The 24,834-nt window shown below is 72.3% G+C and carries 17 protein-coding genes; 10 read left to right on the top strand and 7 right to left on the bottom strand.

Annotation, left to right across the window (positions count from 1 at the left end; translation table 11 throughout):
- Nucleotides 1-11: 11 nt before the first annotated feature.
- Nucleotides 12-998, bottom strand: coding sequence for a sugar-binding transcriptional regulator (locus KDY119_RS14760; RefSeq protein WP_036947329.1), 987 nt, complete (start codon nucleotides 996-998; stop codon nucleotides 12-14).
- A 101-nt stretch (nucleotides 999-1,099) separates the two neighbouring features.
- Here KDY119_RS14760 and KDY119_RS14765 point away from each other — a divergent pair, with 101 nt between their 5' ends.
- The 4 genes from KDY119_RS14765 to KDY119_RS14780 all read left to right on the top strand — a co-directional run bounded on the left by KDY119_RS14765 (nucleotide 1,100) and on the right by KDY119_RS14780 (nucleotide 6,225).
- Nucleotides 1,100-2,878, top strand: a complete 1,779-nt coding sequence (locus KDY119_RS14765) for a glycerol-3-phosphate dehydrogenase/oxidase (protein ID WP_153022476.1) — start codon at nucleotides 1,100-1,102, stop codon at nucleotides 2,876-2,878.
- Nucleotides 2,879-2,990: 112 nt separating this feature from the next.
- A complete protein-coding gene (locus tag KDY119_RS14770) occupies nucleotides 2,991-3,719 on the top strand; it encodes an MIP/aquaporin family protein (protein WP_036947334.1) in 729 nt (242 codons plus the stop codon).
- Nucleotides 3,720-3,836: 117 nt separating this feature from the next.
- Nucleotides 3,837-5,357 (top strand): glycerol kinase GlpK, encoded by a 1,521-nt coding sequence (gene glpK, locus KDY119_RS14775; protein ID WP_036947335.1) that lies wholly within the window; start codon nucleotides 3,837-3,839, stop codon nucleotides 5,355-5,357.
- Between the two features lie 79 nt (nucleotides 5,358-5,436).
- A complete protein-coding gene (locus KDY119_RS14780) occupies nucleotides 5,437-6,225 on the top strand; it encodes an ATP-binding cassette domain-containing protein (RefSeq protein ID WP_036947337.1) in 789 nt (262 codons plus the stop codon).
- A gap of 7 nt (nucleotides 6,226-6,232) precedes the next feature.
- Here the strand turns inward: KDY119_RS14780 and KDY119_RS14785 are convergent, their stop codons facing one another.
- The gene (locus KDY119_RS14785) at nucleotides 6,233-7,696 is read right to left on the bottom strand and encodes a helix-turn-helix domain-containing protein (RefSeq protein ID WP_036947339.1); all 1,464 of its coding nucleotides are present in this window, start codon (nucleotides 7,694-7,696) and stop codon (nucleotides 6,233-6,235) included.
- Between the two features lie 116 nt (nucleotides 7,697-7,812).
- On the opposite strand from KDY119_RS14785, the gene KDY119_RS14790 reads away from it, so the two are divergent.
- The 3 genes from KDY119_RS14790 to KDY119_RS14800 all read left to right on the top strand — a co-directional run bounded on the left by KDY119_RS14790 (nucleotide 7,813) and on the right by KDY119_RS14800 (nucleotide 11,485).
- Nucleotides 7,813-9,783: a phosphoenolpyruvate carboxykinase (GTP) gene (locus KDY119_RS14790; RefSeq protein WP_036948564.1), complete on the top strand. Its 1,971-nt coding sequence runs from the start codon at nucleotides 7,813-7,815 to the stop codon at nucleotides 9,781-9,783.
- Nucleotides 9,784-9,888: 105 nt separating this feature from the next.
- Nucleotides 9,889-10,944 (top strand): zinc-binding alcohol dehydrogenase family protein, encoded by a 1,056-nt coding sequence (locus KDY119_RS14795; protein WP_407657408.1) that lies wholly within the window; start codon nucleotides 9,889-9,891, stop codon nucleotides 10,942-10,944.
- 70 nt (nucleotides 10,945-11,014) lie between these two features.
- Nucleotides 11,015-11,485, top strand: a complete 471-nt coding sequence (locus KDY119_RS14800; RefSeq protein ID WP_036947340.1) for a tRNA (cytidine(34)-2'-O)-methyltransferase — start codon at nucleotides 11,015-11,017, stop codon at nucleotides 11,483-11,485.
- A 22-nt stretch (nucleotides 11,486-11,507) separates the two neighbouring features.
- On the opposite strand, the gene KDY119_RS14805 is transcribed toward KDY119_RS14800, so the two are convergent.
- Nucleotides 11,508-12,596, bottom strand: coding sequence for an aldo/keto reductase (locus tag KDY119_RS14805; RefSeq protein ID WP_227994371.1), 1,089 nt, complete (start codon nucleotides 12,594-12,596; stop codon nucleotides 11,508-11,510).
- Between the two features lie 77 nt (nucleotides 12,597-12,673).
- Nucleotides 12,674-13,717: a LacI family DNA-binding transcriptional regulator gene (locus tag KDY119_RS14810; RefSeq protein WP_036947343.1), complete on the bottom strand. Its 1,044-nt coding sequence runs from the start codon at nucleotides 13,715-13,717 to the stop codon at nucleotides 12,674-12,676.
- 277 nt (nucleotides 13,718-13,994) lie between these two features.
- On the opposite strand from KDY119_RS14810, the gene KDY119_RS14815 reads away from it, so the two are divergent.
- From KDY119_RS14815 to KDY119_RS14825, 3 genes are all read left to right on the top strand, one after another.
- Nucleotides 13,995-16,685, top strand: a complete 2,691-nt coding sequence (locus KDY119_RS14815; RefSeq protein ID WP_083890641.1) for a discoidin domain-containing protein — start codon at nucleotides 13,995-13,997, stop codon at nucleotides 16,683-16,685.
- 55 nt (nucleotides 16,686-16,740) lie between these two features.
- Nucleotides 16,741-18,282, top strand: a complete 1,542-nt coding sequence (locus tag KDY119_RS14820) for a DUF1996 domain-containing protein (protein ID WP_227994372.1) — start codon at nucleotides 16,741-16,743, stop codon at nucleotides 18,280-18,282.
- A gap of 151 nt (nucleotides 18,283-18,433) precedes the next feature.
- The gene (locus KDY119_RS14825) at nucleotides 18,434-21,100 is read left to right on the top strand and encodes a discoidin domain-containing protein (RefSeq protein WP_051136276.1); all 2,667 of its coding nucleotides are present in this window, start codon (nucleotides 18,434-18,436) and stop codon (nucleotides 21,098-21,100) included.
- A 108-nt stretch (nucleotides 21,101-21,208) separates the two neighbouring features.
- On the opposite strand, the gene KDY119_RS14830 is transcribed toward KDY119_RS14825, so the two are convergent.
- The 3 genes from KDY119_RS14830 to KDY119_RS14840 form a co-directional block, all read right to left on the bottom strand.
- Nucleotides 21,209-22,240, bottom strand: a complete 1,032-nt coding sequence (locus KDY119_RS14830; protein WP_036947345.1) for a beta-ketoacyl-ACP synthase III — start codon at nucleotides 22,238-22,240, stop codon at nucleotides 21,209-21,211.
- Between the two features lie 96 nt (nucleotides 22,241-22,336).
- Nucleotides 22,337-23,824 carry a mannitol dehydrogenase family protein gene (locus KDY119_RS14835; RefSeq protein ID WP_036947347.1) on the bottom strand — a complete coding sequence of 496 codons (1,488 nt, stop codon included), beginning with the start codon at nucleotides 23,822-23,824 and terminating at the stop codon, nucleotides 22,337-22,339.
- Nucleotides 23,821-24,822, bottom strand: coding sequence for a LacI family DNA-binding transcriptional regulator (locus tag KDY119_RS14840; RefSeq protein WP_036947349.1), 1,002 nt, complete (start codon nucleotides 24,820-24,822; stop codon nucleotides 23,821-23,823). Before KDY119_RS14840 ends, KDY119_RS14835 begins: the two co-directional genes overlap by 4 nt.
- Nucleotides 24,823-24,834 lie beyond the last annotated feature (12 nt).

The raw sequence follows: 24,834 nt of genomic DNA on the forward strand, positions 1-24,834 counted from the left end.
CTGCACGATGCTCACGCGTGCCGGCGCGCCTGCGACACGGCGCCGTCGCCGTCGGCGAACGAATGGGCGGTGAGCTCGTCGATCACGAGATGCGTCACGGCGCCCGCGTGCAGCGCCGCCCGCAGCGGCTCGACCTTGTTGTCCCCGGCGACCGCGCACACGCGCCGCGGCACGCGTTGGAGCTGGGCGGGCGAAGGGCCGGTCGCGCGGTCGTTGAGCGGAATGTCCGAGTACGTGCCGTCCTCACGGAGGAAGACGGTGCACACGTCGCCGACGACGTCCTCGACCTCGAGCGTCGCGAGATCCTCGGGGTCGAGGTACCCCGCGGAGTAGACGTGGCTCGGAAGCCCGCCGGAGAGCGCGCCGACCGAGAAGAGCGCGATGTCGCAGCGGGCCTGCGTCTCGAGCACGCGCCGGATCGACCGCTCGCGCCACATGGCGTCCTTGGTCTCGGCGTAGTCGAAGAACGCGGGCACCGGGAAGTCGTAGAACGCCGCGTCGAACGCGGCCGCGAAGCGCTGGACGAGCTCGCCCGCGTACTCGATGCCGGACGTGCGCGTGTTCGCAGCGCCGTTGAGCTGCACGACGACGCTGCCCCGCGTGGGCTTGACCGTGAGCTGCCGGGCGATCGCGGCGAGCGTGGTGCCCCAGGCGATGCCCAGGACCATGTCGGAGTCGAACCACGAGCCGAGGAGGCGCGCGGTCGTGAGGGCGACCTGGTCGAGCCGTTCGACCTCGTTCGACGTGTCGGGCACCGGTACGACGTAGACCTCGATGCCGTACGCACGGGCGATCTGCTGCGCGAGCCCCGGCACGCGGTGCTCGGGGCTGCGCAGCGTGATCTCGACGAGCCCCGTCTCGCGGGCGCGCTTGACGAGCCGCGACACGGTGGACCGCGACGTGCCGAGATGCTTGGCGATCGCCTCCATCTTCATGTCCTGGAGGTAGTACATCGACGCCGCGCGCACGATGTCGGCGTCGCGCCCGTAGGGGTCCATGAGCCCATGATTGCACGTTTGTGCAGCCGCGTTGCGCGTCCGTTCGCCCCGTGTTCCCCTGGAAGAACTGCCGCGTCACCCACGAGCCGATGGAGGCAACCATGGCATCCAGCCGACTGTCCGCAGGATCACGCCGTCGAGCACTCGAGGTCCTCAAGGCCAGCAGCACGGCGCACAACGAGCTCGACGTGCTCGTCATCGGCGGCGGCGTCACGGGAGCCGGCATCGCGCTCGACGCCGCCACGCGCGGCCTGCACACCGCGGTCGTCGAGGCGCAGGACTGGGCCTCAGGCACGTCGAGCCGCTCGAGCAAGCTCGTCCACGGCGGGCTGCGCTACCTCCAGATGCTCGACTTCCACCTCGTCCACGAGGCCCTGACCGAGCGCGACCGCCTCATCAGCTTCGTCGCTCCCCACCTCGTGCGGCCCGTCGCCTTCCTGTACCCGCTGACCCACCACGTCTGGGAGCGCGCGTACGTCGGCTCGGGCGTCGCGCTCTACGACGCCCTCGCGAGCGTCGCCCCCGGCAAGCGGGCCCTCCCCTACCACCGCCACCTCTCCAAGGCCGGGATGACCCGGGCGTTCCCCGACCTCGCGCACGACGCCGCCGTCGGCGCGATCCGCTACTACGACGCGTCCGTCGACGACGCACGGCTCGTCGTGACCCTCGTCCGGACCGCCACGTCGTACGGCGCGCACGCGGCGGCCCGCACCCAGGTCGTCGACCTGCTCAAGAACTCGACCGGCGCGGTCACCGGGGCGCGGCTGGTCGACCTCGAGACCGGCGACGAGTTCGACGTCCGGGCCCGGCACGTCATCAACGCGACCGGCGTGTGGACCGAGAAGACCGAGGCGCTCTCGGGCGGCGAGGGCGGGCTGCGCGTGCTGGCCTCGAAGGGCGTCCACCTCGTGGTCCCGCGCGAACGCGTCCAGGGCAAGGTCGGCCTCATCCTGCAGACCGAGAAGTCCGTGCTGTTCGTGATCCCGTGGTCCCGGTACTGGATCATCGGCACCACCGACACGCCGTGGACGCTCGACCCGCAGCACCCGGTCGCAACCGCCGCCGACATCGACTACGTGCTCGAGCACGCCAACGCGGTCCTCGCCCACCCCCTCACGCGCGACGACGTGATCGGCACCTACGCGGGCCTCCGGCCCCTCCTGCAGCCCGGGACCAAGGAGGGCACGAGCTCCGCCAAGGTGTCACGCGAGCACACCGTCGCCTCCCCCGTGCCCGGGCTCACCGTCATCGCCGGCGGCAAGCTCACGACCTACCGGGTCATGGCCGAGGACGCCGTCGACTTCGCGATCGGCCGCGACCGCGCGTCGGGCCTGCCGTCCATCACCGACCGCATCCAGCTCCTCGGCGCAGAAGGCCTCGAGGCCGTGCGCCGCCAGGCGCGCACCTACGCGACCCGCTACGGCTGGTCGCCCGCGACCATCGACCACCTGCTCCACCGGTACGGGTCGATGCTGCGCGACCTCGTCGACGCGTGCGTCGACGACCCGTCGCTCGCGAAGCCCCTCGAGCACGCGCCCGCCTACCTGCGCGCGGAGATCGAGTACGCCGTCACCCACGAGGGCGCGATCCACCTCGAGGACGTCCTCCTGCACCGCACCCGCCTGAACTACGAGGTCCGCGACCGCGGCCTCGCGGCCTGCCCGGAGATCGCGGACATCATGGCGCCGCTCCTCGACTGGGACGACGCCACCAAGGCCCGCGAGATCGACGCCTACCGCCAGCGTGCGGAGGCCGAGGACCGTGCGGAGCAGCAGCCCGACGACGCCGCCGCCGAGCAGGTCCGGCTCGAGGCGACGGAGCTGGAGCCGCTGCGCCCGCTGGGCACCACCGAAGACGGGAAGGGGGCGGCCGACGCCTGAGACGGCCGGGCCTACTGCGTCGGCCCGGACAACGCAGGGGACGCACGACACCGTCGCGACGCTGCGGCGGTGAGCTCGACAGCGATGTCAGAACAGAAACGGAGTCAACACCATGGGCTGGGACATCTTTTGGTCCGAGACCATCGGCAGCGCCATCCTGCTCCTCCTCGGTGCCGGCGTGGTCGCTAACGTCATCCTGCCGAAGACGAAGGGCTTCGCAGGTGGCTGGCTGATGATCAGCTTCGGGTGGGGTTTCGCGGTCTTCGCCGGCGTCTACGCCGCGTGGAAGTCCGGCGCCCACCTCAACCCGGCCGTGACGGTCGGAGTCTGGGCGAGCGGCGCGAAGGAGTTCGTCCCCGGGTTCGCGGTGACGTTCCCCCACATGCTCGTCTACTTCGCGGGCGAGTTCGTCGGTGCCTTCATCGGCGCCGTGCTGGCGTTCCTCGCCTACAAGAAGCACTTCGACCAGGACGCCGACCCGGCGGTCAAGCTCGGTGTGTTCTCCACGGGGCCGGAGCTGCGCTCCTACGCGTGGAACTTCATCACCGAGGTCATCGCGACCTTCGTGCTCGTGTACTTCGTCGTCGTGTCCGGCCAGACGAAGGGGTCCGCGCTCGGACCGCTCGCGGTCGCACTCATCGTGGTGGCGATCGGTGCGTCCCTCGGTGGCCCGACCGGGTACGCGATCAACCCGACCCGTGACCTCGGCCCCCGCATCGCCCACGCGATCCTCCCGATCAAGGGCAAGGGTTCGAGCGACTGGTCCTACTCGTGGGTCCCGATCGCCGGGCCGCTCGTCGGCGGCATCCTCGCCGGCCTGCTCAGCCAGGCCACGATCTGACCCACCGGCACCACCGCACCACCGCTCCGCCGGGCAGCGCACGGGCAGGGAGGCGGCACGCACCGCGCCCCGCCCGGCGGAGCACCACCTCGAGAACAAGAAGGACTGAGAGACACCATGGCTGCTGACTACGTCCTCGCCATCGACCAGGGCACCACGAGCTCGCGGGCGATCATCTTCGACCACTCGGGCTCGATCGTGTCGGTCGGCCAGCTCGAGCACGACCAGATCTTCCCGCGTGCCGGCTGGGTCGAGCACAACCCCGAGCAGATCTGGAACAACCTTCGCGAGGTCGTCGGCCTCGCCCTGACGAGGGCCAACCTGACCAAGGAGGACCTCGCCGCCGTCGGGATCACCAACCAGCGCGAGACCGCCGTCGTCTGGGACAAGACCACCGGCAAGCCGGTCTACAACGCGATCGTCTGGCAGGACACGCGCACCCAGAAGATCGTCGACGAGCTGGGCGGCTCCGAAGGCCCCGACAAGTACAAGGCCAAGGTCGGCCTCCCGCTCGCGACCTACTTCTCCGGCCCGAAGGTGAAGTGGATCCTCGACAACGTCGAGGGCGCCCGCGACGCCGCCGAGCGGGGCGACCTGCTGTTCGGCAACACCGACACGTGGACGCTGTGGAACCTCACGGGCGGCGTCGACGGCGGCGTGCACGTCACCGACGTCACCAACGCGTCCCGCACGATGCTCATGGACCTCGACACCTTGTCGTGGGACGAGAGCATCGCGAAGGACATGGGAATCCCGCTCTCGATGCTCCCCGAGATCCGGTCGTCGTCCGAGGTGTACGGCAAGGGCCGCCCGCACGGCATGCTCGAGGGTGTCCCGATCGCGGGCATCCTCGGCGACCAGCAGGCCGCGACGTTCGGCCAGGCGTGCTTCGAGATCGGCTCCGCGAAGAACACCTACGGGACCGGCAACTTCATGCTCCTCAACACGGGCGAGGAGAAGATCCCGTCGAAGAACGGGCTGCTGACGACGGTCTGCTACAAGATCGGCGACAACAAGCCGATCTACGCGCTCGAGGGCTCGATCGCCGTCACCGGCTCGCTGGTCCAGTGGCTGCGGGACAACCTGGGCATGTTCACCGACGCGCCCGACGTCGAGTGGCTCGCCGGGAAGGTCGAGGACAACGGCGGCGCCTACTTCGTGCCGGCGTTCTCCGGCCTGTTCGCGCCGTACTGGCGCCCCGACGCGCGCGGCGCGCTCGTCGGGCTCACCCGGTACGTCAACCGCAACCACATCGCCCGCGCCGCGCTCGAGGCGACGGCGTTCCAGACCCGTGAGGTCCTGGACGCCATGAACGCCGACTCGGGAGTGGACCTCACCGAGCTCAAGGTCGACGGCGGGATGACCGCGAACGACCTGCTCATGCAGTTCCAGGCCGACCAGCTCGGCGTCGACGTGGTCCGCCCGAAGGTCGCGGAGACGACGGCGCTCGGCGCGGCCTACGCGGCCGGCATCGCGGTCGGGTTCTGGAACGGCGAGCAGGACGTCATCGACAACTGGGCCGAGGACAAGCGCTGGTCCCCCGACATGGACCAGGGCGAGCGGGAGCGCCTGTACCGCAACTGGAAGAAGGCCGTCACGAAGACCTTCGACTGGGTCGACGACGACGTGGAGCAGTAGCACCGTCCGCCGTGCGTCGACCGGGGCCGCCGTCCGAACCTGGACGGCGGCCTCAGCCGTGCCCGGTAACGTCGTCCCGATGAGCGCCACCCCTCCCACCCCGCTGCTGCAGGCGACCAGCCTGGTCGCCGACCACGGCGGCCCCGCCGTCCTGCGCGGCATCGACCTGGCACTGACCCCGGGCACGGCGCCCGTGGGGGTCCTGGGCGAGTCCGGCGCGGGGAAGTCCACGCTGGTCGGCGCGCTGCGCGGCCAGGTGCGGGCGCGCAGCGGACACGTGACGTTCGAGGGGCACGCGGTGGCCCGGCTCGGCCGGCGCGAGACGAAGCGCTTCCGCGCGGCCGTGCGCGTCGTCGCGCAGAGCGGCCTCGACACGGACCCGCGGTGGTCGGTCGAGCGGGCTGTCACCTCGGCCCTCGCGGACGCGCGCAAGGCGGGCCGCACGAGCGGGCGCACCGTGGACGACCTCCTCGACGCGGTCGCGCTCGAGCCGCGGTTCACCCCGCGCACCGTCGGGTCCCTGTCCGGCGGGGAGAAGCAGCGCCTCGCTCTCGCCCTGGCGCTGGCGACCCGCCCGGACGTGCTGCTCCTCGACGAGCCGCTGACCGCCGTCGACCCCGCGATGCGCGGCACGGTCGCCGACCGCCTCGCCGAGCAGGTCGCGGAGCACGGCACGGCCGTCCTGCTGGTGTCGCACGACATCGAGCTCGTCCGGCGGCTGTGCGGGACCGTGCACGTGCTCGCGGACGGAGTCTTCGTCGCGTCCGGGCCGCTCGCCGACGTCCTCCGGCCCGACGACGCCGCGCACCCGTCCGTGCGTGGCCTCGCCGAGGCCGCCCCCCTGGTGGCGCAGCGCCCCGGGCGCTGACGCGGTCTCAGCCGGACGACGCGGGGCGCCGCACGCCGTCGTCGGGCGCGTGGCGGGTCAGGAAGTCGTAGACGTCGGTCTGGTCGACGCCGGGGAACGCGCCGGTCGGCAGCGGACCGAACGTCTGCCGCCGCATGCGGGCGCTCGGCCACGACGCCTCGGCCCAGCGCGCGCTCACGGCGTCCGGCGGGCGACGGCAGCACGCGTCGTCGGGACAGGTCGAGGTGCGGCGCGCGGTCGTGTCCCGGCCCCGGAACCACTTCGACTGCGCGAACGGCACCCCGACGGTGACGGTGAAGTCGCCCGACGCCGTCGCCCCGGCCTGGGTGGAGCACCAGAACGTGCCCGCCGGGGTGTCGGTGTACTGGTACCACTCGGTGGTGCGGTCGTGGCTCGTGAACGCGGTGCGCGCCCCGAACCACCGGCACACGGGCTGGCCCTCGATCGCGCCCGTCACGTCCGCGCGGAGCAGGAAACCGTCGTTCTCGTAGCCCCGGTACAGCGAGCCGTCCTCCTGCACGCGCAGGAAGTGGCAGCGGATCCCGAGCACGACGGTCGCCAGGTTGGTGAAGCGCCGTGCCGCGGCCTCGTGCGTCACACCGAACGCGTCGCGGAGGTCCTCGATCGCGAGGTCGCGGTCGTGCTTGCGCGCCTCGAGCCACGGCCCCGCGACGAACCGCGGCATGAGGCACGCGGCCGCGAAGTAGTTGATCTCGTTGCGCTGGCCCAGGAACGCCTCGTACGACGCCGGCCGCGCGTGCTCGAGCACCCGATGGGCGATGGCCTGCAGCGCGAGCGAGCGCAGGCCGTGGCCGCCCGGGATCGACGACGACGGCAGGTAGATCCGCCGGTTCTCCAGGTCCGTGACGGTGCGGGTGGTCGGCGGGAGGTCGCCGACGTGGACGAGCTCGAAGCCGAGCTGCTGCGCCATCACGGTGACCATGCGGTGCGTGAGCGCGCCGCCCTCGTAGCCCGCCCGGCGGACCATCTCCTCCGCGACGTCCTCGATCTCGGCGAGGTGGTTGTCGCGGGCCTGCATGCCGAGCCGCACGGCGGTGTTGGCCCGGCGCGCCTGCTCGGGGGTCGCGATCGACTCCGACTCGCGGCGCGCGAGCTCGCCGTGCAGTCCGACGAGCGACTCGAGGACCGGCATCGGAAGCTTCTGCGAGACCTTGACGCTCGGGAGACCGAGCGTCGCGTAGAGCGGGCGCCGCTGCGCGCGCTCGAGCTCGATCTCGAGGGCGTCACGCGGGGTGGGGGCGTCGTCGGTCAGGAGGTCCGTGAGCGGGACGCCGAGCGCGTCGGCGACCCGCTGGAGCAGGGACAGCCGCGGCTCACGGCGTCCGTTCTCGATCTGCGAGAGCTGGCTCGGCGCGGCGCCGGCCTGCTCGCCGAGGGCGTCGAGCGTCAGGCCCGCCTGGGTGCGGAAGTGCCGGATCCTTCGGCCGATGGTCAGCGGTTCGGTGGCCATCGCTTCACGATACGTGAAGATCGGTTGATCTTTACAGCAGATCGGCGCGGAATTCGCGAGACACGCGCGTCAGGGTGGAGACAGCCCCGTTCGGACCGACTCCCGAGGTGACGATCATGACGTTGACCGCCGACCCCCGCACCACCGCCAACCCCCGCCGGACCCGCGCGCTCGAGGAGACGCTGCGTGCGCCGTCGGGCCGGGAGCTGCCCAGCCGTCCCGGCGGGCGGCCGGCCGTGGACCCGCTTCCCGGCGCCGCCGGACTCACCGCGACGGCATGGGTCGAGGCCGTCGCGGGGCTCACGCGCCCCGACGACGTCGTCTGGGTCGACGGCACCGACGCCTGGCGCCGGACGCTCACCCGGACCATGGTCGAGACGGGCACGCTGATCCCCCTCAACCCCGAGCTGCGCCCCGGCTCCTACCTCGCGCGGTCCGCACCGAGCGACGTGGCGCGCGTCGAGGCCCGCACCTTCATCTGCTCCGAGCACGAGGACGACGCAGGCCCCACCAACAACTGGCGCGAGCCCGCCGTCATGCGCGCCGAGCTCCGCGGAGCGTTCGACGGGTCGATGCGCGGCCGGACGATGTACGTCGTCCCGTTCTCGATGGGCCCCGTGGGCGGGGCGCTGTCGAAGCTCGGCGTCCAGGTCACCGACTCCCCCTACGCCGCGCTGTCGATGCTCACCATGACGCGAGTGAGCCCCGAGGTGCTGCGCCGGGTCGCCGCGGGCGAGGAGTTCGTGCCGTGCGTCCACTCGGTGGGCGCGCCGCTCGTCGCGGGCGACGGCACCCGCACCGAGGACGTCCCCTGGCCGTGCAACGACCTCAAGTACATCGTCCAGTTCCCGCAGTCGCGCGAGATCTGGTCGTACGGGTCCGGCTACGGCGGCAACGCGCTGCTCGGCAAGAAGTGCTTCGCGCTCCGCATCGCGTCGGCGATGGCGCGCGACGAGGGCTGGCTCGCCGAGCACATGCTCCTCATCCGCGTCACCACCCCTGAGGGCCGGCCGTACCACGTCGCCGCCGCCTTCCCGTCGGCGTGCGGCAAGACCAACCTCGCGATGCTCCAGCCCACCCTCCCCGGCTGGAAGGTCGAGACCCTGGGCGACGACATCGTCTGGATGAAGCCCGACGCCGACGGCCGGCTGCGCGCCGTCAACCCCGAGTCCGGGTTCTTCGGGGTCGCGCCCGGGACCGGCGAGACCACCAACCCCGTCGCGGTCGAGACGCTCCGCAAGGACGTGATCTTCACCAACGTCGCGCTCACCGACGACGGCGACGTCTGGTGGGAGGGCCTCACCCCCGAGGTCCCCGACCACCTCGTCGACTGGCAGGGGAACGACTGGACGCCCGCCGACGGACGGCCCGCCGCGCACCCCAACTCGCGGTTCACCGTCGCCGCCGCCCAGTGCCCGACGATCGCCGACGACTGGGAGAGCCCCGAGGGTGTCCCCGTCGACGCGATCGTCTTCGGTGGGCGCCGCGCCACCAACGTGCCGCTCGTCGCCCAGGCGTACTCGTGGGCGCACGGGGTGTTCCTCGGCGCGACCGTCTCGTCCGAGCGCACCGCCGCCGCGGAAGGGAAGGTCGGCGAGCTCCGCCGCGACCCGTTCGCCATGCTGCCGTTCGCCGGCTACAACATGGCCGACCACTGGGCCCACTGGCTCCGCGTGGGTGACGCCCTCGCCCCCGAGACTCGCCCCAAGGTCTTCCAGGTCAACTGGTTCCGCCGCGGCAGCGATGGGTCGTTCCTGTGGCCCGGGTTCGGCGAGAACGCCCGCGTGCTGGCCTGGATGGTCCGGCAGGTCGAGCAGACGCGACCGGACCGCCTCGGCTCTGCCCGCGGTGGCGCCCGGCCCTCGCCCGTCGGCCTCGTCCCCGACGCCGACGCGCTCGACACCACCGGCCTCGACCTGGCCGACGGCGCGCTCGACGAGCTCTTCTCCGTCGACCCCGAACGCTGGAGGGGCGAGTGCGACCTCACCGAGGAGTTCTTCGCGGTCTTCGGCGAGCGGGTCCCGGCCGCGCTGCGCGACCAGCTCCGGCACCTGCGGGACCGGCTGGACGACGAGCGCCTGAGCTGAAGCACCCCGTTCGCCGAGTGTGACGCCCCGTTCGCCGAGTGTGACGTCGTCGCACTCGGCGAACGGGGCGTCGCACTCGGCGGGCAGGGCGCGCAGACTGGACGCATGAGCGTCGGGATCCCCGAGACGATGCGGGCGTGGGTCGTCGAACGACCCGGGCCGCTCGAGACACGACCGCTGCGGGAGGTCGAGCTCCCCGTCCCCGAACCCGGTCCCGGGGAGCTGCTCGTCCGGGTGCTGGCGTGCGGCGTCTGCCGGACGGATCTCCACGTCACCGAGGGCGACCTGGCCGTGCACCGGCCGCGCATCGTGCCCGGGCACGAGGTCGTCGGTGAGGTCGTGGCGGTCGGGCGGCCCGTCGAGGAACCCGACGCGCGGCGACCCGCCGCCGACGGCACGCTCGGCGTCGGCGACCGTGTCGGGGTCGCGTGGCTCCGGCACACGTGCGGCGTGTGCGCGTACTGCCTGCGCGGCGCCGAGAACCTGTGCCCCCGCTCGCGGTACACCGGCTGGGACGCCGACGGCGGGTACGCCGAGTACACGACCGTGCCCGCGGACTTCGCGTACCGGCTCCCGGCCGGCTACGACGACGTCGACCTCGCACCGCTCCTGTGCGCCGGGATCATCGGGTACCGCGCGCTGCGCCGTACGTCCCTGCCCGACGGCGGCCGGCTCGGCCTCTACGGGTTCGGCGGGTCCGCGCACCTGACCGCGCAGGTCGCGCTCGCGCAGGGGGCGACGCTCCACGTCCTCACACGGGGCGCCGCCGCGCAGGAGCTGGCGCTACGGCTCGGGGCGTCGTCGGCCCGGGGCGCGTACGACGATCCGCCCGAACCGCTCGACGGCGCCGTCCTGTTCGCGCCCGTCGGCGACCTCGTGCCCGTCGCGATGCGCGCGCTCGACCGGGGTGGCGTCCTCGCCGTCGCGGGGATCCACCTGTCCGACGTCCCCCCGCTCGTCTACGAGACCGACCTGTTCTACGAGAAGGAGCTGCGGTCGGTGACGTCGAACACCCGCGACGACGGCCGCGGGCTGCTCGCGTTCGCCGCCGACCACCGGCTCGACGTCGACGCCCACCCCTATCCGCTCGACCGTGCCGACGAGGCGCTGGCGGATCTCGAGGCGGGCGCGTTCGCGGGCGCGGCGGTCCTCGTCCCCTGACCGCGACGTGTCAGAACCCGGGACGGCTCTACCCACGCCAGGTTCTGACCGGTCTGGCGACAATGGTGCCGTGACCCTTCCCGACCTCGCCTTCTTCGAGCCCCGCATCGCCGGCAACACCGGCAACGCGATCCGCCTGTCCGCCGTCACCGGCACGACGCTCCACCTCGTCGAACCGCTCGGGTTCGACCTGTCGGAACCCAAGCTGCGCCGGGCCGGCCTGGACTACCACGACCTGGCGAGCGTCGTCGTGCACACGGACTTCGAGGCTCTCCTCGCGGCCCGGCCCGACGCGCGGGTCTACGCGTTCGAGGTCGACGCGACGACCCGCTACACCGACGTCACCTACGGCCCGGGCGACATCCTGCTGTTCGGACCGGAGCCGACGGGCCTGCCCGACGAGGTCGTGGCGCACCCGCGTGTCACGGAGCACGTCAAGATCCCGATGCTGCCGTCGCGGCGGTCGCTCAACCTGACGTCGAGCGCGTCGATCGCGATCTACGAGGCCTGGCGACAGGTCGGGTTCGCCGGAGGGTCGTGACGTAGCGCGTCGCCCGGTGCGGTCAGCGGCCGGTCCCGTCGACGGCGAGCGGCTCGATCGCGGCGAGCTCGTCGTCGGTGAGCGCGGGCCCGCTGACGGCGGCGACGTTCCCCTCGAGCTGGGCGACGCTGCTCGCGCCCACGAGCGCGGAGGTGATGCGGTCGTCGCGCAGCACCCACGAGAGCGCGAGCTGTGCGAGCGTCTGGCCGCGGTCGGACGCGATCTCGTCGAGGGCCCGCGCCCGCTCGAGGTAGCTCTCGGAGAGGTTCTTCTCCGACAGGAACGGCGACGTGGTCGACGCGGCGCGCGAGCCCGCCGGCGCCGAGCCCGACAGGTAGCGGTCGGTCAGCAGCCCCTGCTGGAGCGGGGAGAACACGATCGTCCCGACGCCGAGGTCACCGACGGCGTCGAGCAGCGGCTCGCGCTGGCGGCCGTCGTAGCCGTCGTCGACGACGTTCTCGACGTGCCGGTTGAACATCGAGTAGCTGGGCTGGTGGATCGTGAGCGGCGTGCCGAGCTCGGCGAGGATCCCGGCGGCCTCGCGCGTGCGCGACGCCGAGTAGTTCGACACCCCGACGTACAGCGCCTTGCCGGACTTCACGACGTCGTGCAGCGCCGTCATGGTCTCCTCGAGCGGCGTCTCGGTGTCGGGCCGGTGGTGGTAGAAGACGTCGACGTGGTCGAGGCCCATCCGCTGCAGGGACCGGTCGAGCGACGACAGCAGGTACTTGCGCGAGCCGCCGTCCTGGTACGGGCCGACGCCCATGCCGTAGCCGGCCTTGGTCGAGATGACGAGCTCGTCGCGGTAGCGGCCGAGCCCCTGGGCGAGGTGGCGGCCGAAGTTCTCCTCGGCCGAGCCGGCGACGGGCCCGTAGTTGTTGGCGAGGTCGAAGTGGGTCACGCCGAGGTCGAAGGCGCGGTGCAGGACGGCGCGCTGGGTCTCGAGGCTGTCGACGCTCCCGAAGTTGTGCCACAGCCCGAGCGAGATCGCGGGCAGCACGAGCCCGGAGCGCCCGCTCCGGCGGTACGGCATGCGACCGTCGTAGCGGTCGTCGTCGGCGAGGTAGCGGTCGGCGGGGTACTCGGGGCGCATCGGCGAGCTCGTGGACATGGGGCCATCCTGCCACCGGCACGCCGCACGTCCGAAACGATTCGATGCACGGCGCCCCGCACACAGGCCGGCCGGGCTCAGGCCGACGCGCGGACCTGCAGCGTGGGGACGAACACCCGGGACACCGGGGCTCCGCCCGGACCGGCGAGCCGCTCGACCAGGAGGTCGACCATCGCCTCGCCCATCTCCTCGAGCGGCTGCCGCACGGTCGTGAGCGCAGGCCGCGCGTAGCGCGCCGGGAGCGAGTCGTCGAAGCCGACGACCGCGACGTCGTCGGGCACGGTCCGCCCTGCGTCCGCGAGCGCATGGAGCGCCCCGATGCCCATGAGGTCGTTGGCGGCGAAGACGCCGTCGAGGTCGGGGTGCTGGGCGAGGAGCTCGCGCATCGCCCGCTCGCCCGACTCCACGGTGAAGCTCCCGGTGAGAACGGGCACGTAGCTGCGCCCGTGCCGCGCCATGCTCTCGAGGAAGCCGGCCAGCCGCTCGGCCGCGGCGGGGACGTCGAGAGGACCCGAGATCACGGCTGGCCGGCGCGCGCCACGTTCGACGAGCCGGCCAGCCGCCAGCGCGGCGCCCTGCCGATGACCGACGTCGACCCAGTCGGCGCGGACGCCGTCGGGCGGGCGGGAGAACGTGACGACGGGGTGGCCGGCCTCGACCAGCCGCCCGGGGAGCGGGTCGTGCGGGGCTGTCGAGATGAGGAGCGCGCCGTCGGCGCCGCGCCGGGCCAGGAACGCGTCGACACGGTCGCGCTCGGTGTCGGACTCGGCGAGCATGAGGACGGGGTGGAGCTCGCGGCGCGAGAGCGCTCTCACGAGCGCGCTGGAGAGGCGGCCGAAGAACGGGTCCCCGTAGACCTCCTCCGGGCTCGCCTCGTGGTCCACGCCCGCACCGGAGACGACGATCGCGACCGACCCGCTCTGCCGCGTGACGAGCGACCGGGCCGCGGGGTTCGGCACGTAGCGCGTGGTCTTCACGGCCTCCTGGACCGCCTCGACGATGTGCGGGGCGACCCCCGGCTTGCCGTTGACGACCCGGGACACCGAGGCGCGGGACACCCCCGCGACGCGCGCGACGTCCTCGAGGGTCGGCAGCGTCGTCGGGTGCGGGTCCTCACTCACCCGGACACGATATCCCGAGAGAGCGCGATCCTGGCGCGGTCTCATGCCGCGGAGGTCGAGACACCGCAACGCTTGACACCTTCGCGACGACCGGGTGAAACTCGGAACCAGCGGAGAGCGCTCTCTGACCTTCTCCGCCGCAGGGGAAGCACCGACCCGCCGCGGCACCGACGCCCCGGCGGCGCACCACCGACACAGGCAGCACCAGCTCGACGGAGAACTGGGTGTGCGGCGCACGCCGCAGCTCGCCGCGGGCTGGCCCCATCCAAGGAGCCATATGTCCCCCACCCTCACCGCGCACCCGCGCGTCCGGAGACGGGCCGCAGCCGCCCTCGCAGCCGCTGCGCTCGTCCTGGCGGGCACCGCGGCGATCGCGCCCCGCGCGCACGCCGCCGACCCGGTCCTGCTCTCGCAGGGCAAGACCGCGACCGCGTCGTCGTTCGAGAACGCCGACTACTACAAGGCCCCCTACGCCGTCGACGGCGACGACACGACCCGGTGGTCGTCGTCGGCCAGGGACGGCCAGTGGCTCCAGATCGACCTCGGCGCGACCGCCACGCTGGCGCGCGCCGAGATCCGCTGGGAAGGCGCGTACGCGGACGGCTACAAGATCCAGATCTCCGGCGACGGCGCCACCTGGACCGACGCGTATTCGACCACCACCTCGGACGGCGGCACCGACACCGACACCCTGTCGGGCTCCGGCCGGTACGTCCGCGTCCTGTCGACCCACCGCGCCACCGGCTACGGCATCTCGATCTACGAGCTGCGCGTCTACGGGACGTCCGGCGGAACCACGGACCCCGGCTCGGGCGACGGCGGCTCCGGGAGCTCCGGCACCGGGTCGCTGCTCTCCCAGGGCAGGTCGGCCACGGCATCCACGACCGAGAACGCCGACTACTACAAGCCCGCCTACGCCGTGGACGGCAAGGCCGACACCCGCTGGTCCTCCACGGCCGCCGACGGCCAGTGGCTCCAGGTCGACCTCGGCTCCTCGGCGGCGCTGTCCCGGGTCGAGGTCGACTGGGAGAACGCCTACGCCGACGGGTACAAGATCCAGACGTCCGCCGACGGGTCCACGTGGAAGGACGCGTACTCGACGACGACGGGCAAGGGCGGAAAGGAGACCGACGCGCTCGCCGCGTCGGCCGAGGGCCGCTACGTCCGGCTGCTGTCCACCCACCGCGCGACCGGCTACGGGATCTCGATCTACGAGCTCCGCGTCTACGGCACGAGCGGCGACGACGGCGGCACCACCGACCCGGGTGACGGGGACGGCGGCGGCACGCCCGGCACACCGACGGACGTCACCGGTCCGCTGACCGGTGCGAGCGTCGTCAAGGTCACCGGCGGCAACGGGAGCTGGCAGCTCACGGTGAACGGCCAGCCGTACACCGTGAAGGGCATGACCTGGGGTCCGTCCGCGGACCAGGCCGAGCACTACATGCCGACGTTCGTGAAGCTTGGCGCCAACACCCTGCGCACCTGGGGCACCGGCGCGGACAGCAAGCAGCTGTTCGACGTCGCCGCCACGTACGGCGTGCGCGTCGTGGCCGGGTTCTGGCTCGGCCCGGGCGGCGGTCCCGGCTCGGGCGGCTGCCCGGACTACGTCAACGACGCGTCCTACAAGTCGTCGTCGATGACCGACATCATCAACCAGGTCAACACCTACAAGACCCACCCGGCGGTGCTGATCTGGGACGTCGGCAACGAGTCCGTCCTCGGGCTGCAGAACTGCTACTCGGGCGACCAGCTCGAGGCGCAGCGCGCCGCCTACGCGACGTTCGTCAACGACGTCGCGAAGGCCATCCACCAGGCCGACCCCAACCACCCGGTCACCTCGACGGACGCCTGGGTCGGGGCGTGGGACTACTACAAGAAGTACTCCCCCGACCTGGATCTCCTCGCGGTGAACTCCTACGGCGCCGTCTGCGACGTCGCGGCGTACTGGAAGCAGGGGAGCTTCGGCAAGCCGTACATCCTCACCGAGGGCGGTCCGGAGGGCGACTGGGAGGCACCGAAGGACGCGTTCGGTCTACCTGACCAGGGCACCGACCAGGACAACGCCGACGGCTACACGAACTCGTGGAAGTGCCTCATGAGCAACACGGGCGTCGCGCTCGGCGGCACGCTGTTCCACTTCGGGATCGAGGGGGACTACGGCGGAGTCTGGTTCAACGTCATCCCCGGCGACAACAAGCGCCTGTCGTACTACTCCGTCGCCAAGGCGTTCGGCGGGTCCGCCGCGCAGCCTGGCGTCAACACGCCGCCGAAGTTCACGTCGATGAGCATCGACGACGCGGCGACGGTCCCGGCGGGCGGCAAGGCGACGATCCGCGCGAAGGTGACCGACCCCGACGGCGACGCCATCACCTACCACACGTCGCTCAACTCGATCGGGATCGACAAGGCCACCGGCACCCAGGAGGTCCCGTTCACCCAGACCTCGCCCGGCGTCTTCCAGATCGACGCGCCCGACCGGCCCGGCGTCTGGAAGGTCTACGTCTGGGCCGAGGACGGGCACTCGAACGTCGGTGTCCAGACCGTCGACATGCGCGTCGTACCGCCGGCCGTCACCGGCACGAACATCGCCCTGCACAAGACGGCGACGGCGTCGTCCTTCGACCAGTACAACGGCAACTGGTCCCCCGGCCAGGCCGTCGACGGCGACCTGTCGACGCGGTGGGCGAGCAGCTGGGACGACGACGAGTGGATCCAGGTCGACCTGGGCTCCGTCCAGTCGTTCCACACCGTGCAGCTGGTCTGGGAGTCGGCTTTCGCGAAGGGCTACCAGGTCCAGGTCTCGAACGACGGGAACACCTGGTCGACGGTCAGGACCGTGACCGACGGCGACGGCGGGGTCGACACGCTCGACGTCGCTGGCTCCGGCCGGTACGTCCGGATCCACGGGACGCAGCGCGGCACCGCCTACGGCTACTCGCTGTACGAGCTGGGCATCTACCAGTGACCGACCGGTGACGGTCCGCCACGAACCACCAGGAAGCACCAGGAGGGGAAGCACCATGCGCACGAGAAGCGTCAACCGCACGAGAACCACCCTCAGGAGAACGCACCGCGGCGCCGTCGTCGTCGCCGCTACCGCGCTGACCGCCGCGGCGTCCGCGGTCGCCCTCGCGCTCGCGACGTCGGCGAACGCGACCCCGCAGGGCGCGCTCGCGCACGTGGGGCACGCAGGGCACGTCATGGCCCAGACCGGCACGAGCGCCCAGGACGCGGCGCTCGTCGTGGCCGCCGACGCCCAGGCCACGGACATCGCCCAGGGCAAGACGGCCTCCGCCTCGTCCGCCGAGGGCGACGACTACGTGGCGTCCAAGGCGGTCGACGGCAACGGTTCGACCCGCTGGGCGAGCCAGCAGTCCGACGCCCAGTGGATCACGGTCGACCTCGGCTCGACGGCCACGATCGACCACCTCGTGATCGACTGGGAGGCCGCGTACGGCAAGGCGTTCACCGTCCAGACGTCGGACGACAACAGTGCCTGGACCACCGTCGCGACGGTGACGAACGGCACGGGCGGCAACCAGACGGTCGCGGCGTCGGGTGCGGGGCGCTACGTGCGTCTCGCGTTCACGCAGCGCGGCACCGGCTACGGGTACTCCATCTACAGCCTGCACGTGTTCGGCACGGGCGGCACGGACCCCGCGCCGTACAACCCGCGGCCGCTGCCCGAGGCGCCTCCCGGCGCCGACACGACGGTGACGCACCACGAGTTCCAGATGAACTGCACCGTGAACCACACGCTGTTCGACGACCCGCTCATCCTCCCGGGGAAGCCCGGCGCGTCGCACAACCACTCGTTCATGGGGAACCTCGACACGAACGCGTCGTCCACGCCCGAGACCCTGCTCAACGGTTCCGGGACGAGCTGCACCGTCGCCCAGGACAAGTCGGCCTACTGGTTCCCCACGATGTACCGCGGTGACGGCCAGGTCATCTCGCCGGACCTGCAGACGATCTACTACAAGTCGGGAATCATCGACTACAAGAAGGTCCACCCGTTCCCCGCCGGCCTCCGGTTCTACGCGGGCAGCCCGATGTTCACCGAGGAGCAGTTCAAGGACGCGCCCGGCACCGTCGAGGGCTGGGAGTGCGGGGACTCGACCAAGAACTGGACGATCCCTGCCTACTGCGCCCCGGGCTCGCAGCTCAACGTGCGCTACCAGGCGCCGAGCTGCTGGGACGGCATCCACCTCGACTCCGCCGACCACCGCAGCCACATGGCCTACCCGGTCGACGGCGAGTGCCCGCCCGACCACCCGGTGGCGGTCCCGATGATCGAGATGAAGATCAGCTGGCCCGTGAGCGGCGACATGACGGGTGTCCACCTCGCGCCGATGACGATGCCCGACGGCTCCGTCATGAACGTGAACTGGCACTACGACTTCATGAACGGCTGGGACCAGACGGTCCTGTCCGCGCTCACGCAGCACTGCATCAACGGCGGCCTGCAGTGCACACCCCACGGCAACGACATCTACAAGCCGTGGGCGGGCACCGTGCTCGACGACGCCGGCAACCTCGTCTGGCAGCCGAACCTGACCTGACGCGACCGCCGGGGCCCACGTCCTGGCCACACCTCGACGTGGGCTCCGGCGCACGACCGACCATCCGCAACCAGCTCGACGACGATCTGACGGCACCAGCGATCGGGACGCACCCCCGGTAGGGCTGGCTCACTCCCTGGAGAAGCCACTCATGCACCACCCCACACCACCCCGGCACGCTCGTGCCCTGACCACGCGGGCGCGCACGCTCCTCGCGGGGGCCGCCGTCGGCGCCCTCACGTGCGGTGTCCTGTCCGTGCCGCTCGGCTCGGCGCACGCTGCCGACCCGGTCCTGCTGTCGCAGGGCAAGACGGCGACCGCGTCGTCGTTCGAGAACTCCGACTACTACAAGGCCGCCTACGCCGTGGACGGCGACGAGGGCACCCGCTGGTCCTCCGCCGCCCAGGACGGGCAGTGGCTCCAGATCGACCTCGGCGCCACCGCGACCCTGTCCCGCGTCGAGCTCGACTGGGAGGGCGCGTACGCGGACGGCTACAAGATCCAGGTCTCCGGCGACGGGTCGACGTGGACCGACGCGTACTCGACCACGTCGTCCGACGGCGGCAAGGACACCGACGCGGTCGCCGGCTCCGGCCGGTTCGTCCGCGTCCTGTCGACCCACCGCGCCACCGGCTACGGGATCTCCCTGTACGAGGTCCGCGTCTACGGCACGGCGGGCGGGACCACGGACCCCGGCGACGGCGGCACCACCGACCCCGGTTCGGGCGGCGGCACCTGCGACACGAACGCCGCGCTCGGCAAGACGGCTACCGCGTCGTCGACGGAGAACGGCGGCACGCCCGCGAGCGCCGCCGTCGACGGCAAGGCCGACACCCGCTGGTCCTCGGCCGCCTCCGACACGCAATGGCTCCAGGTCGACCTCGGCAGCACGCAGGACGTGTGCGGCATCGAGCTCGACTGGGAGACCGCGTACGGCAAGGCGTTCCAGATCCAGACCTCGTCCGACGCGTCGACCTGGACGACGATCTACCAGACCACCACCGGGACGGGCGGCACGCAGAAGCTCGACGTCGACGGCTCGGGCCGGTACGTCCGCGTCGTCGGCTCGGCACGGGGCACCGGCTACGGCTACTCGCTGTGGGAGCTCAAGGTGCTCACCGGCGGCAGCGGCACGACCGACCCGGGCGAGGGGGGCACCGTGCAGGCAGCCGACCCCGCGAACCCGGACTTCGGGCCGAACGTCCACGTCTTCAAGCCGACCGACGACCAGGCCGGCATCCAGAACACCGTGAACGACGTGTTCAGCCGGCAGGAGTCGAACCAGTTCGGGGACGAGCGCGACCAGTTCCTCTTCCTCCCCGGCACCTACGACCTGCAGGCCAACATCGGCTTCTACACGTCGATCAGCGGTGCCGGCCTCAACCCCGACGACGTCCAGATCGACGGCGGCGTCTGGGTCGACGCGCAGTGGTTCGGCGGCAACGCGACGCAGAACTTCTGGCGTTCGGCGGAGAACTTCGCCGTCACGCCGTCGACGGGGCAGGCGCGATGGGCCGTGGCTCAGGCCGCACCCATGCGCCGCGTGCACGTCAAGGGCGACCTCGCCCTCGACTCGTCGGCGTACGGCTGGGCGTCCGGCGGGTACATCGCCGACTCGAAGATCGACGGCAAGGTCACGTCGTACACGCAGCAGCAGTGGTACATGCGCGACTCGTCCGTCGGGTCGTGGGACGGCGCGCTGTGGAACCAGGTCTTCTCCGGTGACCAGGGCGTGCCCGCGACGTCGTTCCCGAAGCCCGCGGTGACGACGCTCGCCACGACCGGGACGGTCCGCGAGAAGCCGTACCTGTACGTCAAGGACGGGAAGTGGTCCGTGTTCGTCCCGAGCCTGCGCTCCGGCACGACCGGCACCACCTGGCCGAACACGCCGGGCAGCTCGCTCAGCCTGAGCACGTTCTACCTGGCGCACGCCAGCGACTCGGCCGCGACCCTCAACGCCGCGCTCGCTCAGGGCCTCAACGTCCTGTTCGCGCCGGGCGTCTACCACCTCGACCAGACCCTCAACGTCAGCCGGCCGGACACCGTCCTCCTGGGCCTCGGCATGGCGACGATCATCCCGGAGAACGGGGTCGTCGGGCTCAAGACCGCCGACGTCGACGGCATCAAGATCGCCGGACTGCTGTTCGACCAGGGCACCACGAAGTCCCACGCCGTCGTCGAGCTCGGCGACTCCGGCAAGCACACGGACCACGCGGCCGACCCGCAGTCCCTGCAGGACGTCTTCATCCGGGTGGGCGGCGTCGTCGCAGGCAAGACCGACAACGGCATCATCGTCAACGCCGACGACACGATCATCGACCACATCTGGGACTGGCGGGCCGACCACGGCGCCGGCGCAGGCTGGACGTCGAACACGGCCGACTACGGCCTGGTCGTGAACGGCGACGACGTGAATGCGTACGGCCTGTTCGTGGAGCACTTCCAGAAGTACAACGTCCTGTGGAACGGGAACCGGGGGCGCACGATCTTCTTCCAGAACGAGCTCCCCTACGACCCGCCGAGCGCGGCCGCCTGGTCGCACGACGGCGAGGTCGGGTACGCCGCCTACAAGGTCTCCGACGGCGTCACCCAGCACGAGGCGTGGGGGCTCGGCTCGTACTGCGTCTTCACCACGGATCCCTCCATCGAGGTCACGAACGGTTTCGAGGTGCCGAACGCCCCTGGCGTGAAGCTGCACTCGCTCTCGACCGTGTCGCTCGGCGGGAAGGGTTCGTACGCCCACGTGATCGACGGCACCGGCCCGCGCGCTGCGGGCACCGCCACCGTGCCGGCGACGGTCACCTCGTACGGAGGCTGATTCTCGGACAGACGGACAGACGCGAACCGCCGGAATCCGTTGCTCCCGCTCTCGCGGGGCAACGGATTCCGGCGGTTCGTTCGTCGGGCCGACGTCGTGCGACGGGCGTCAGCGCTCCGGCGTCATGACGACCTGACCGGCCCACGTGAAGCCGCCGCCGAACCCGAACAGCAGGGCGGGCACGCCGCTCGGGATCTTCCCGTCGTGCCACCACTTCGACAGCCCGAGCGGGATGCTCGCGGCGGAGGTGTTGCCGGACTCGGTGATGTCGGTGACGACGATCTTGTCCGCGAGCCCCAGGTTCTTCGCGAGGGGCTCGATGATGCGCAGGTTGGCCTGGTGCGCGACCAGCACCTCGATGTCCTCGGGCTGCAGCCCCGACCGGTCCAGGACGCGCCGCGCGCGTTCCGCGGCCTGCGAGATCGCCCACTTGAACACGGTGGCGCCGTCCTGGGAGAACCGGTCCACCGGTGCTTCGATGCGCACCGACTCCGCGATCTCGGGCTCCGAGCCCCACACCACCGGGCTCACGCCCGGCTCGTCGGCACCCTGCAGCACGACGGCGCCCGCGCCGTCGGCGGTGAGGATGCAGGTGCTGCGGTCCGTCCAGTCGGTCACGGCGGTGAGCTTCTCGGCGCCGATCACGACGGCGGTGCGGGCGGAGCCGGCACGGATCGCCTGGTCAGCGAGCCCCACGCCGTACGCGAAGCCCGAGCACGCCGTGTTGATGTCGACGATCCCCGGGCCGACGACCCCGCGCAGCGACGCCGGCGCCGGCTTGCCGCTGCCCCCGCGCACCGGTACCTGGCCCGTGCGGAGCGCGTACGCCACCCGGCCGGCGGTGTTGGGGCTGGTGTCTCGGGCGGTGGTGGTGGCGACGATGACGAGGTCGACGTCCTCGCCGGGCACCTGCGCGTCCGCGAGCGCGTGCTGCGCGGCGGCGGCGGCCATGTCGGCGACGGTGACGTCGTCGGCGGCGACGTGGCGGGTGACGATGCCGGTGCGGGACCGGATCCACTCGTCGTTGGTCTCGACGAGCTTGGCGATGTCGTCGTTGGTGAGGGTCTTCTCCGGCTGGTGGTGGCCGAGCCCGAGGAGGCGCGTGCCTGCGGAGCCGGTGACGGTGCGCAGCGAGGGCATGGTCCGATCATCCCGGACGGGACGCTCAGGCCCAAACCTCGGCGTACGCGGGGATCGCCGGTCGGTGTACATCTCGGGCTTCCGGCGGACCGCCCTTCAGGCGTCGAGGGACCGGCGCGCCCGGCGGACGCCGTCGACGACGCGCGGGTCGGTCCCCAGCCCGGCGGGGAGGAGCCCCGGGAGCGCGAGCAGGGCGGCGACCGCGACGTCGGGGGTCCCGGCGCTCTCGACGGCGGCGCGGAGCTCGTCGGCGCGCGGGTCGTCCAGCGGTGCGCCGGTGCGGGCGGCGTGCCCGACGAACGCGGTCCAGGCGGCGAGCCCGAAGAGGACGCCGTCGTCGGGGAGAGCCGCGCCGCAGCGCGCGAGCCCGGCGAGCGTGGGTCCCCACCGGAGCGGGATCTTCTGGGTGCCGTCGCCCGCGACCTGCTGGGTCAGGTGCCCGGTCGCAGGGTTGGCGAACCGCTCGAGCACCTGCTCGGCGTACGCCTCGAGGTCCGGTCCGCCGGGGCGTCCGTCCGCGAGCGCCGCCTGCGCCTCGGCCTGGAGCGCGCGGGCGTGCACGACGAGGGCGGGGTCGCGGACGGCGTCGGCCATGGTCTCGTGCCCGGCGAGGACGCCGGCGTAGGCGAGGAGCGAGTGAGTGGCGTTGAGGAGGAGGAGCTTGGCGTCCTCGTAGGGGGTCACGTCGCCGACGAGCTGCGCCCCGGCGGCCTCCCACGCGGGGCGGGGCCCGGCGAAGCGGTCCTCGATGACCCACTGGGCGAAGGGTTCACCGACGACGAGCCCTTCGTCGTCGGCGCCGAGGAGCTCGCGGGCGATCGCGCGGTGCGCGTCGGTGGTCGCGGGCACGATGCGGTCGACGACGGAGCTGGGGAAGGTGACGGCGTCGTCGAGCCAGCCGGCGAGCCCGGTCGAGGGTGCGCCGAGCCCGGCGAGGGCGCGCACGGCCTCGCGGACGAGCCCCTCGAGGACGTGCCCGTTGGCGGCGACGTTGTCGCACGACAGCACGGTCAGGGGTGCACCACCTGCCCGGTATCGCGCGACGAGCCCCCGGACGAGCAGCCCGACGGCGCTCGCGCTGGGCGGCTCGTCCCGGTCGCCCGCCACGCCGGCCCCGAGGGTCTGGGCTGCTGCCTGGAGGTCGTCCCGGACGGCGTCGACGTCGAGCGTGCCGTCGGGCCGCCGGGCGTACCCCTTCTCGGTGATGGTGAGGGTGACGACGTGGGTCGTCGGAGCCGCGATCGCACGGAGCACCCGGGCGACGTCGCCGCCCGCGCCGGGGTGGACGGCGTCGAGCACCGACCCGACGACCCGGAGCGACCGCTCGTGCTCCCCCAGGGTGAGGACGCCGTAGAGGCCGTCCTGCGGCCGGAGCTGGCGCACGACCCGACCGGACCGCTGCGTGACGCCGAGGATCCCCCACCGGTCGTCGCCGGTCGTGGCGGCGGCGTCCTCGGTGAGGACGGCCTGGTGGGCGCGGTGGAACGCGCCGATGCCGAGGTGGACGATGCCGACCTGCCGAGGCCGCTCCCCCGGCCCGCGGACGCCGTCGGGCAGCGCGGTGCGCGCGTCGAGCCTGCTCACGCGACCACCGTCCCCGTGGACGCGCGCACGATCAGCTCGGTGGGGCGCACGACGTGGGAGGCGACGGCGTCGGGGTCCGTGAGTCGCTCGACGAGCAGGTCGACGGCGGCCGCGCCGACGGCCCGCAGGTCCGTCCCGACGCTGGTCAGGGGTGGCGAGGCGAGGGTCGCGACGAACGTGTCGTCGAAGCCGACGACGCTGACCTGCCCGGGGACGGCGATGCCGCGCTCGCGGAGCCGCTGCTCGACGCCGAGCGCGACGAGGTCGTTGTAGGCGACGACGGCGGTCGCGCCCGCCCCGGTGGCGAGGTCCGCGGCCGAGTAGCCGCCCTGGACGTGGGGCCGGAACACGCCGAGGTCGACGAGGTCGACGGCGTCCACCGCACCCTCGGCCCCCGCTGCCCGTCGCAGCCCCTCGCGGCGCATCCGGTCGGACCAGGACGTCTCGGGTCCGCCGACGTACGCGACGCGGCGGTGCCCGAGGGCCCGCAGGTGCTCGAGCGCGCGAGCGGCCCCCGCGACGTCGTCGGCGGTGACGGACGGGACGCCGTCGATGCGCCGGTTCACGAGGACGGCGCGTCCGCGCGGGGCACGCTCGACGAGCTCGCGGACCTCACGATCGGTCCCGCGGGGCGACGCGACGATCACGCCGTCGGTCTGCGCAAGCAGGGTGCGGACCTCCTCGGCCTCGCGCGACGCGTCCTCCTCGATGTCGACGACGAACACCCCGTAGCCGTGCTCGCGGGCGCGTGCCTGGACGCCCTTGGCGACGGAGGCGAAGTACGGGTTCTCGAGGTCGGGCACGACGACGCCGAGGGTCGCGGTGCGCCCGCTGCGCAGCCCGGACGCGGCACGGTTGGGCTCGTAGCCGAGCTCACGGGCGGCGGCCTGCACCCGGTCGCGGGTGGCGGCAGCGACGCGCGTCGGATCGGAGAGCGCGCGCGAGACGGTCGAGATGGACACGCCGGACGCGCGGGCGACGTCACGCACGGTGACCACGGCGACTCCTCG

The sequence above is a fragment of the Luteimicrobium xylanilyticum genome (assembly GCF_009429125.1).
GTDB lineage: Bacteria > Actinomycetota > Actinomycetes > Actinomycetales > Cellulomonadaceae > Luteimicrobium > Luteimicrobium xylanilyticum.

Bases quoted from the DNA above. Each gene is read 5' to 3' on its own strand.
- KDY119_RS14760 (WP_036947329.1), bottom strand. From the start codon at position 998: ATGGACCCCTACGGGCGCGACGCCGACATCGTGCGCGCGGCGTCGATG.
- KDY119_RS14765 (WP_153022476.1), top strand. From the start codon at position 1,100: ATGGCATCCAGCCGACTGTCCGCAGGATCACGCCGTCGAGCACTCGAG.
- KDY119_RS14770 (WP_036947334.1), top strand. From the start codon at position 2,991: ATGGGCTGGGACATCTTTTGGTCCGAGACCATCGGCAGCGCCATCCTG.
- glpK (WP_036947335.1), top strand. From the start codon at position 3,837: ATGGCTGCTGACTACGTCCTCGCCATCGACCAGGGCACCACGAGCTCG.
- KDY119_RS14780 (WP_036947337.1), top strand. From the start codon at position 5,437: ATGAGCGCCACCCCTCCCACCCCGCTGCTGCAGGCGACCAGCCTGGTC.
- KDY119_RS14785 (WP_036947339.1), bottom strand. From the start codon at position 7,696: ATGGCCACCGAACCGCTGACCATCGGCCGAAGGATCCGGCACTTCCGC.
- KDY119_RS14790 (WP_036948564.1), top strand. From the start codon at position 7,813: ATGACGTTGACCGCCGACCCCCGCACCACCGCCAACCCCCGCCGGACC.
- KDY119_RS14795 (WP_407657408.1), top strand. From the start codon at position 9,889: ATGAGCGTCGGGATCCCCGAGACGATGCGGGCGTGGGTCGTCGAACGA.
- KDY119_RS14805 (WP_227994371.1), bottom strand. From the start codon at position 12,596: ATGTCCACGAGCTCGCCGATGCGCCCCGAGTACCCCGCCGACCGCTAC.
- KDY119_RS14815 (WP_083890641.1), top strand. From the start codon at position 13,995: ATGTCCCCCACCCTCACCGCGCACCCGCGCGTCCGGAGACGGGCCGCA.
- KDY119_RS14820 (WP_227994372.1), top strand. From the start codon at position 16,741: ATGCGCACGAGAAGCGTCAACCGCACGAGAACCACCCTCAGGAGAACG.
- KDY119_RS14825 (WP_051136276.1), top strand. From the start codon at position 18,434: ATGCACCACCCCACACCACCCCGGCACGCTCGTGCCCTGACCACGCGG.
- KDY119_RS14830 (WP_036947345.1), bottom strand. From the start codon at position 22,240: ATGCCCTCGCTGCGCACCGTCACCGGCTCCGCAGGCACGCGCCTCCTC.